Below are 8,268 nucleotides of genomic sequence, written 5' to 3' on the forward strand. Positions count from 1 at the left end.
CCGGTGACAGGAAGACTGCTCAGGCAGCCTTCTGCATCGCTTCGCCCAGCAGTTGTGTCAGCAGTTCCAGTTCCGGTGGCGGCTTCTTCTCGACGCGCCGGTAATCGCTGCCGTCCCTGTTCCTGCGCATCAGGCCGAGGTCCACCAGATCACGGCGCAGGAGCGCCGGATCCTCGAACAGATGGAACGTGTTCAGCAATGCGCTGATCCCGCGCTCGGTGAAGGTTTCCGGTAAGGGGATCCTCGACCACAGGAACCACAGGCACAACTCCTGCTGCGAGCGCTTGCCTGGCCAGCGGGTGATCCGGGCCGCCCCATCGAAGACCCGCATGGTCTTCTTCACCCGCGCTTCGTCGGGCGCGGGAGGAGCCTCGGCCTCCAGGCTCCACTCCTGGAGCGTGTCGGTGGTCCGGACGGTCGATCGAAAGTGCTGGAAGTTGCGGAAGCCGCCCGCCTTGGAAAGGGCGTTGAGCATTTCGACGTGGCTGGGCTTGTGATCGAGCTTACCGATCTGATCACGCAGCGATTTTGCGAAGGCCGAAATATCGGCGACTTCCATCGGAAAGATGGTTCTGGTCATCTCTTATCCTCGGCGCGCCGTTCCATTTCGGAGTGTCACTGGTCGCCGTCTTGTCGACTTCGGCACGGGATAAGTGCTGATGATCTTGAATATCGCAGGTTTAGCTTCCCTTGCGGGACGGCGACGCCTCGGTGAACTGCTGACCGTGGACTTTTTTTTACCACAGAGCCTGAAATCGTCAACCTCAGCCCGCGGTCACTCCGCCGCCGCCGTCGCAGATGGCAGATGGAGCCCCATCGCCTCGGCAAAATCCGCATGGTTGGGACACGCCGACAGGCGGCTCCGGAAAGCATCGATCAGCCAGCTCGCCGCCGGGCCTGGTGGATTGGAGACCTTCCGTAGCGCATAGATCGGGTACTCCCCCTGCTCGTAGGCATCGAGCTTCAACGCCACCAGTCGGCCAGCGATAAGGTCCTCGCGTACGAGCGAGGCGGGCAGGCCTCCCCAGCCGAGCCCACCGCGAATAAGCTGGTGCTTGGTGGCGATGTCGCTCACCCGCCACGTCTTGTAGGACAGGACGTTGAAGTCCCGGCCCTTGGTCAGGCCCGATGCATCGATCACGACAAGCTGCGTTTCCTCCCGCACGTCCGAGAGCGTCAGTGGCCTTTCGATCCGGGCGAGCGGGTGGTCGGCCGCCGCGACCGGCAGCATGAAGGAATGACCGATCTTCTCCGCAGCGATCGTGTCATCCTGCTTCAGGAGGGCTCCACCGAGACCGATACTGGCCCGCCCACTCGCCACCATGTCCATGACCATGCCGAGTTCCCCGACATTCAGGCTGAGCGCAACGGAGGGGAAGCGCTTGCCGAACTCCCGCAGTTCGTTGACCACGGCGTCGGCCGGCACCATGACGCTGATGGCAAGAGAGAGTTCCGGTTCCAGCCCCTGTTTCATACTCCTTGCTCGTGCCCGCATGACCTGCATGTCCGCCACGATGCGCCGCGCATCTGGCAGCATGGCACGTCCCGCCTCGGTCAGCTTGGGCTGACGGCCACTGCGCTCGAACAGCTGCACTTCAAGCTGTGCCTCGAGGTTTGCGATCGTATAGCTGACCACCGATTGCGCCCGGTTGAGCGTGCGGGAAGCGGCGGAAAAGCTGCCCGTCTCCGCGACGGCGAGGAAGACCCGCAACTGGTCCAGGGTGGGATTGGCATCCATGGCATCCATCCAATCTGTCGATAGTTAGCTTCTAGATTATCACAGTTTCATCGATGACCGTCCACCACTATCTAACCAGCGACGGCGAGATCCACCTCGCCTGCAAGCTCCCAAGTTGCCGATTGCATAACCGCAAGGAAGAATGTCATGTCCCCTGTCCTCCTCGTCACGTCGAGCCCTCGCGGCGAATCCTCCCGCTCCTCCAAGGTCGCGCGCGAACTGGCCGAAGCCCTCTCGTCGGCGGGCTCCGCAAAATCCATCATCCACCGCGATCTCGGCGCCAATCCCCTGCCCCATATCGATGCAGTCTTCACCTCGGCGATCCGCAAGCCTGCCGAGAGCCGCTCCGAAGCCGAGGCCGCTGCTGCCGTTCTTTCGGACGTGCTGGTGGACGAACTGCTCGCTGCCGACACCGTGATCATCGGCACCGGCCTCATCAACTTCAACATCTACTCGACGCTGAAGAGCTGGATCGACCACATCGCGCGTTCGGGCAAGACCTTCCGCTATACCGAAAAGGGGCCGGAAGGCCTGGCTACCGGCAAGAAGGTCTATCTTGTGGTTGCATCCGACGGGGTCTACTCGCAAGGCCCGGCGACCGCGATGAACCACGCCATCCCCTACCTGAAGACCGTGCTGGCCTTCCTGGGCATGACGGATGTCGAAGTGGTTCCGGTAGAAGGCCTGGCCTTTGGTCCGGAAGCGGTCGACAAGACAATGGCAGAGGTCCAGAGCCGCATCTCCAAGCTCGCCCTGGCCGCCTGATCCGCGCGTGGAGCAAGCCAACTACCTGCGGCCGCGGCAATGTCGCGGCCGTTTTTGTGTGACGATGATATCGAACAGCAGAAGGATGTCGGAGAAAGCGCAGGCGCGTGAGGACAGCGCTCAGGTAGAGCGTGACTTCTCGCCGTCGGAAAACAGCGCGGTGCCGTTCTGATCGATGATCTGGCGTGCCTTCCGGAAGGTACACTCGAGGGCATCGTCCATCGAGGTGAACACATCGGCCCGGACAAAATTGCGTACCAGCAATTCGCCGTCGACATCCTTCTCTATGCGGCCGGCCAGACGGAACTGGTTGCCCTCACGGATCGGTGTCGCATGGATCAGGCAATCGCCATGGGCCTGCGGTTCTGCCGCAGGCGCTGCGGGCGCCTCGCCCTTGGAGCCGCCGGCGAACATGGAAAGGATGTTGGAAAGAAACGAAGCCATGACGGCTGCGTAGCACACTCGAACAAGTCCCGAAAGATGCGAGTTCCGAAGTTGCCGCGATCGGATATTTCCTGAGCGCCGCCAATTGAGGAATTTGTGGACGCACGCGGGACGTTCGTTACAGGCACCTTCCAGGTCCGGCGACACCCGTCACCGAGCAGTGACAGCCATCAAATGATCAGATTCGCCAGGATCTCGTTGTCGGTGATGTCCTGGTATCCGATATCCTCAGCTTCAAAACGCTCGAGCAGACCCTTGAAATTTTGCGGATTCCTGGTTTCGATGCCGATCAGGATCGAACCGAAGTTGCGTGCCGACTTCTTCAGGTATTCGAACCGGGCGATATCATCTTCCGGCCCCAGCAGGTTGAGGAAGTCCCGCAGCGCGCCGGGCCGCTGGGCCAGCCTCAGGATGAAGTATTTCTTCAATCCGGCGTAGCGCATCGCCCTTTCCTTGACGTCCGGCAGACGCTCGAAGTCGAAGTTGCCGCCACTCACGACCGCCACGACGGTCTTGCCCTTCAATCGCTCGAGACTAAGCATGTCGAGCGCTGTGATGGACAATGCGCCGGCAGGCTCCAGGACAAACCCCTCGATATTCAGCATTTCCGTAATCGTCACGCAGATGGCATTTTCCGGCGCCAGCAGAACCTGATCCGGGTGGAAACGCTTCAGCGCCTCGAAGTTCAGCTCGCCGATCCGGGCCACCGCCGCGCCATCGACGAAATTGTCCACCTTGGGCAATTGTACCGGAGCACCGGCCTCAAGGCTGCGCTTCAAGCTGGGTGCGCCCAGCGGCTCTACGAGAACAAAGTCATCCTGCGGGACAACGTCGCTCAGGTATCCGGTGATTCCCGATGCCAGACCGCCGCCGCCGACAGGCAGAACCACCAGATCCGGACTGACGCCCTCCGGCAGTTGACCAAGGATTTCCGACGCGACCGTTGCCTGCCCCTCGATGATGTCCGGGTGGTCGAACGGCGGCACCATCACACCGCCGATCTCGGCGACATGCGCATTGGCCGCCGCGTAGCACTGGTCGAAGATATCGCCGACCAGCCGGATGGTGATGAATTCCCCGCCGAATATGCGGGTCTTGTCGATCTTCTGCTGCGGTGTGGTCACCGGCATGAAAACCACGCCCGGCACCTGGAAATGGCGGCAGACGAAGGCAAAGCCTTGAGCATGATTGCCCGCCGAGGCGCAGACGAAGGTCCGGCCCTGCGCACCCGTCGTCATCGTCTTGCGGAAGAAATTGAAGGCTCCGCGGATCTTGTAGGAACGGACGGGGGAAAGGTCTTCCCGTTTCAGCCAGATATCGGCGCCGTAGCGACGGCTCAGGTGCTCATTCAACTGTAACGGCGTTTCCGGGAAGATTTCCCGCAGTGCCGTCATGGCCTCGTCCACACCCGTCTTCGTCACGTCCGCTCCCATCCAATTGAATTCCGTCAGGTATCCCGCTATGCCATAGCCAACCGGGAGAGGCAAAGCCATCTCCCGGACGCCACGCAAACCGGGTTTTTAACTTGAACGCCAGTCTCTTCCGGCCGGCCATCTATATCGCGGCGCTCTGCGGGCTCTATCTCGCGACGGCGATGTTCCTGCCGGCGATGATGGATCTCTATTACGGGCACGATGACTGGCAGGTGTTCGCGCTCTCCGGTTTCATGGTCGGTGGCCTCTCGATGATGACCGCGCTTGCCACCCGCGGCCCTCCGCCCGCCTTCAACAAGCGCCTCGGCTTCCTGCTGGTCAACCTGTTGTGGGCCACATTTTCGATCGTCGGCGCCATTCCGCTGTACCTGGCGGAAAACGAACTGAGCTTCGCCCAGGCGCTGTTCGAATCGGTCTCAGGCATCACCACCACCGGCTCGACGGTCATTACGGGTCTCGATACCATGCCGCGCGGCATCCTGTTGTGGCGATCGCTGCTATGCTGGTTCGGCGGTATCGGGATTGTCGCCCTCGGGCTCTTCATCCTGCCTTTCCTGAAGGTCGGCGGCATGTCGGTCTTCAAGCTGGAGTCATCCGACACGAACGACAAGCCGTTCGCCCGGCTGGCCAGCTTCACGCGGGCCTTCATCGCCATTTATCTCCTGCTTACGCTTACCTGCATGGTCGCCTACGACATTGCCGGGATGGGCCACTTCGACGCGCTGAACCATGCGATGTCGACTGTTGCCACGGCGGGGTTTTCCACCCGGGACATGTCGTTTGCCTATTACGACAGCGAAGCGATCCTCGTCATCGGTACGATCTTCCTGACGATCGGGAGCCTGCCCTTCTCGGTCCTGATCCTGCTGGCGGTCCGCCGACGCCTTAACACGTTGCGCGATCCACAGATCCTCGTCTTCATCAGCTATCTGTGCGCGTTCTCGATCCTGCTTGGCGTCTACCACCACCTGCGCAACGGCGTGGAGATCGACACTGCACTGATCCATTCCTTCTTCAACATGGCCTCGATCCTTTCGACCGGCGGCTTCGCCAGCGACGACTACACCCTCTGGGGTCCGTTTGCGGTGACCTTGGCCTTCTTCGCCACAGCGATCGGCGGCTGCTCCGGCTCGACCGCCGGCGGCATCAAGACCTACCGCTTCGTCATCATTTTCAACATCATCCGAAGCGGCCTTAAGCGGCTGATCTATCCCAATGCGGTCTATCCGGTGCGCTATGGCAACATCACGGTAGAGCCAGACGCGCAGCGCGGGGTCTTCCTGTTCGTCAGCCTGTTCCTTGCCCTTTGGGCGTTCGGCAGCATGGCCATGAGCGCGATGGGTTATGATTTCCTGACGGCGACGTCCGCCGTGCTGACCTGCCTTGCCAATGTCGGCCCCGGCATAGGTCCGATCATCGGCCCTGTCGGCAACTTCTCGACGATCGGCGACCCAGCCCTCTATCTGCTTTCTCTGATGATGCTGCTCGGCCGCCTCGAAATTCTCACGGTCCTCGTTCTGCTGACCCCCATCTTCTGGCGGCAATAGAAGAAACGAGAATGCATTTTTCGGCTACGGCAGCCCTTTCTCGCAATGTGTTGAATCGCCCACGGAAGTGGTGAAATTGGCGGACGCAAGAGGACTGTCTCTCATAATACCACAGGCCCGTATGTCGGGAATGCGATGTTCTCTTGACGTTCAAGCGTTCGGGGATCAGCCTCATATCCCATGAGGTAACGAGATGGTTTCATTCCTAATCCTCTGCGCTTCACTCTCGGTCAGCGATGGCGATACGCTGCGCTGCAATAACCAGACGCTGCGTCTTCTTGGGTCAGGCATCGGTATCGACGCGCCGGACCTGCGCACACCGAAATGCGAGAAGGAGCGCGACCTCGCCAGGCTGGCGAGGGAGAGGCTGAACCAATTGATCGATGGGGAGAACGTGCGGATCATCGCCGAGGGCTATGATCGCGACAGGCATTTGCTGGTCAACCTCTACGTCAACGGCCGGGAGATCGGTCGGCAGCTTCTGGATGAGGGATTTGCCAAGGAACGGCGCAGTGGCGAAACTGTCGAGTGGTGCCGGTGATAGATGCGCAGCTTGCTGCTGCAGGACGGGTGGGGCGACTGTTTGCCTTGCGCCCGACGGCATTCATAAGCGCCCAAAAATTCCGTCTTGACTCATTCCCGATTGAGAACATAGTAAGAACACATGAGCTGCATGGCGGCGGCGCTCCACCTGAAATTCGAACCTGTGTAGAACGCGCCTTGGCGCGAAGGAGAAGTCGTGCCTGCATTGCCGAAAGCCATAGCAACCGAACGGACATCCGAGACACATGCTCCGGCAGTGCCTGATCTCGGGAACGACCCCGCCTTCGAAGTAGAAGCGGTCCTCGCATGGCATGAAGGCGATGCACGGCAGGCAATACGGACGCTGCTCGATGACTGTCGGCATCTCAAGCTGCAACTCGCGTTGACGGAAGGCGCGATGAGCCACGGCATGACTCGCGGTTGGCTACCCTCTTACGAACGCAAAGCGGATACCACAGCAGGCTAGCAATCTTGGCACCATAAGCCAAATACGGCCTTTCCACGGGTGATGACATGGGCCAGCTCATGCTGGTGCAACGCGGTCTTTGTCGGTTGCGGACACACGTCGAAAACGGGACCAAGGTGACCCGGTCAATCCAAGCGAAAAGCGCCAGGAAGGTGGAACAGCAGTAGAACTGATTTTGCAAAACACCAGAAATTGCCTGCAAAACATCTGCTTGACGAAATCCACCAAGTGCCTGAAAGACAGGGCGCGCGGACGTGGCGAAATTGGTAGACGCAAGAGACTTAAAATCTCTCGACCTTGGTCATACGGGTTCGACCCCCGTCGTCCGCACCATACATACCCGGAATGATGGTGGACTAAACGACCTCCCGGTCGCTGGCAGTCCGCACCTCCTTGGAACATGATGCGCCGACAACGGCCGTAGAGCCCCAGCCCATACACCTTGCATTCATCTGGCGCGGAATAGTTTCCGCCGCTCCTGGCATTCGCGAATCGAGCAGGTGTCAGAGACGCAAGGAGAGATCATGAATAGAAAAGCCACCGTTCTGTCCGCTCTCGGACTGATCTGCATCACTGCAACCGGTTGCGTAAGCGGGGGCGGGTCGTACGTCGCCTACGAAAGCAGACCGCAATACGACCGAATCGACAACAACCACCGTCGACCACCACCGCCACCGCATGGCGGCCGTCATGACCGGGATGATCGGCGCGACTGGCGTCATGACAACGACCGGAACGATCGAGGCGGCAGGCCTGATCGCGATGGTTGGCGCAATCAGGCGGAAGACCGCCGCGACAGTGACCGGCCGCACGCATCGCGCCCGGACCACGACCGGGATGGCCGCTGGATCATTCGCGATGGACGCCGGGTCTGGGTTTCCGGACGCTGAACCAAGGGCTGCCTAAACGGATAGCGGCTTCAGACCACCCCAAGGACAGGTCCGCAACGAAAATGTTCCAACCGTACCGGAACGGCCGGATTTGCACTCGCGCAAGTCTGCCGCCCATGCGACACACGCCCTGCCCGATTGAGAAAGCCGGGCTTTTCCCCTTATTGCCCTGCCGCTCGGTGGGGCATTTTTTTGCCTGCATTCGGGAGTTCTGCACCGCTTCGAGACGAGCGGTCGTTGAATTAGGATGTAGTCAACCACCGCCGCAAGACGGCCTCGACGTTATCACTTAGAACGCCATGTTGCCTCCGCCGCGTTCCCCCTATCGCGGCCGGGAGCCTCGACATTCCCCCTGCCCCCGCCGAGGCTCCCGTCAGCTTTCAGCAAGCCTGGCGGCGTCGTTTCCGACAGCGGAAACAAAACGCGCGGCCATGGCCGCGCG

9 protein-coding genes and 1 tRNA gene are annotated in these 8,268 nt (G+C 60.6%); 6 read left to right on the forward strand and 4 right to left on the reverse strand.

What is annotated here, in order from left to right:
* Positions 1-19: 19 nt before the first annotated feature.
* Positions 20-580: a DUF2087 domain-containing protein gene (locus LH464_RS20240; RefSeq protein WP_226788221.1), complete on the reverse strand. Its 561-nt coding sequence runs from the start codon at positions 578-580 to the stop codon at positions 20-22.
* Between the two features lie 195 nt (positions 581-775).
* Complete coding sequence (locus tag LH464_RS20245) at positions 776-1,738, reverse strand: LysR family transcriptional regulator (RefSeq protein ID WP_226788222.1); 963 nt, start codon at positions 1,736-1,738, stop codon at positions 776-778.
* 147 nt (positions 1,739-1,885) lie between these two features.
* Between LH464_RS20245 and LH464_RS20250 the strand changes: the two genes are divergently transcribed.
* Positions 1,886-2,503, forward strand: a complete 618-nt coding sequence (locus LH464_RS20250; protein WP_226788223.1) for an FMN-dependent NADH-azoreductase — start codon at positions 1,886-1,888, stop codon at positions 2,501-2,503.
* A 120-nt stretch (positions 2,504-2,623) separates the two neighbouring features.
* Here LH464_RS20250 and LH464_RS20255 read toward each other — a convergent pair whose 3' ends face one another.
* Together LH464_RS20255 and ilvA are read right to left on the reverse strand one after the other, a co-directional pair.
* Complete coding sequence (locus LH464_RS20255) at positions 2,624-2,947, reverse strand: HlyU family transcriptional regulator (protein ID WP_226788224.1); 324 nt, start codon at positions 2,945-2,947, stop codon at positions 2,624-2,626.
* A 170-nt stretch (positions 2,948-3,117) separates the two neighbouring features.
* Complete coding sequence (gene ilvA / locus LH464_RS20260) at positions 3,118-4,368, reverse strand: threonine ammonia-lyase (protein ID WP_226788231.1); 1,251 nt, start codon at positions 4,366-4,368, stop codon at positions 3,118-3,120.
* A 104-nt stretch (positions 4,369-4,472) separates the two neighbouring features.
* On the opposite strand from ilvA, the gene LH464_RS20265 reads away from it, so the two are divergent.
* From LH464_RS20265 to LH464_RS20285, 5 genes are all read left to right on the forward strand, one after another.
* On the forward strand, positions 4,473-5,927 hold the full coding sequence (locus tag LH464_RS20265; protein WP_226788225.1) for a TrkH family potassium uptake protein: 1,455 nt from the start codon (positions 4,473-4,475) through the stop codon (positions 5,925-5,927).
* A gap of 193 nt (positions 5,928-6,120) precedes the next feature.
* Entirely contained in the window at positions 6,121-6,468 is a 348-nt protein-coding gene (locus LH464_RS20270; RefSeq protein WP_226788226.1) for a thermonuclease family protein, read from the forward strand.
* A gap of 219 nt (positions 6,469-6,687) precedes the next feature.
* Positions 6,688-6,936 carry a hypothetical protein gene (locus tag LH464_RS20275; RefSeq protein WP_226788232.1) on the forward strand — a complete coding sequence of 83 codons (249 nt, stop codon included), beginning with the start codon at positions 6,688-6,690 and terminating at the stop codon, positions 6,934-6,936.
* 248 nt (positions 6,937-7,184) lie between these two features.
* Positions 7,185-7,269: transfer RNA gene (locus tag LH464_RS20280), tRNA-Leu, on the forward strand.
* Positions 7,270-7,460: 191 nt separating this feature from the next.
* Positions 7,461-7,826 carry a hypothetical protein gene (locus LH464_RS20285; RefSeq protein ID WP_226788227.1) on the forward strand — a complete coding sequence of 122 codons (366 nt, stop codon included), beginning with the start codon at positions 7,461-7,463 and terminating at the stop codon, positions 7,824-7,826.
* Positions 7,827-8,268 lie beyond the last annotated feature (442 nt).

It is taken from the genome of Pseudorhizobium xiangyangii, assembly GCF_020531965.1.
GTDB lineage: Bacteria > Pseudomonadota > Alphaproteobacteria > Rhizobiales > Rhizobiaceae > Neorhizobium > Neorhizobium xiangyangii.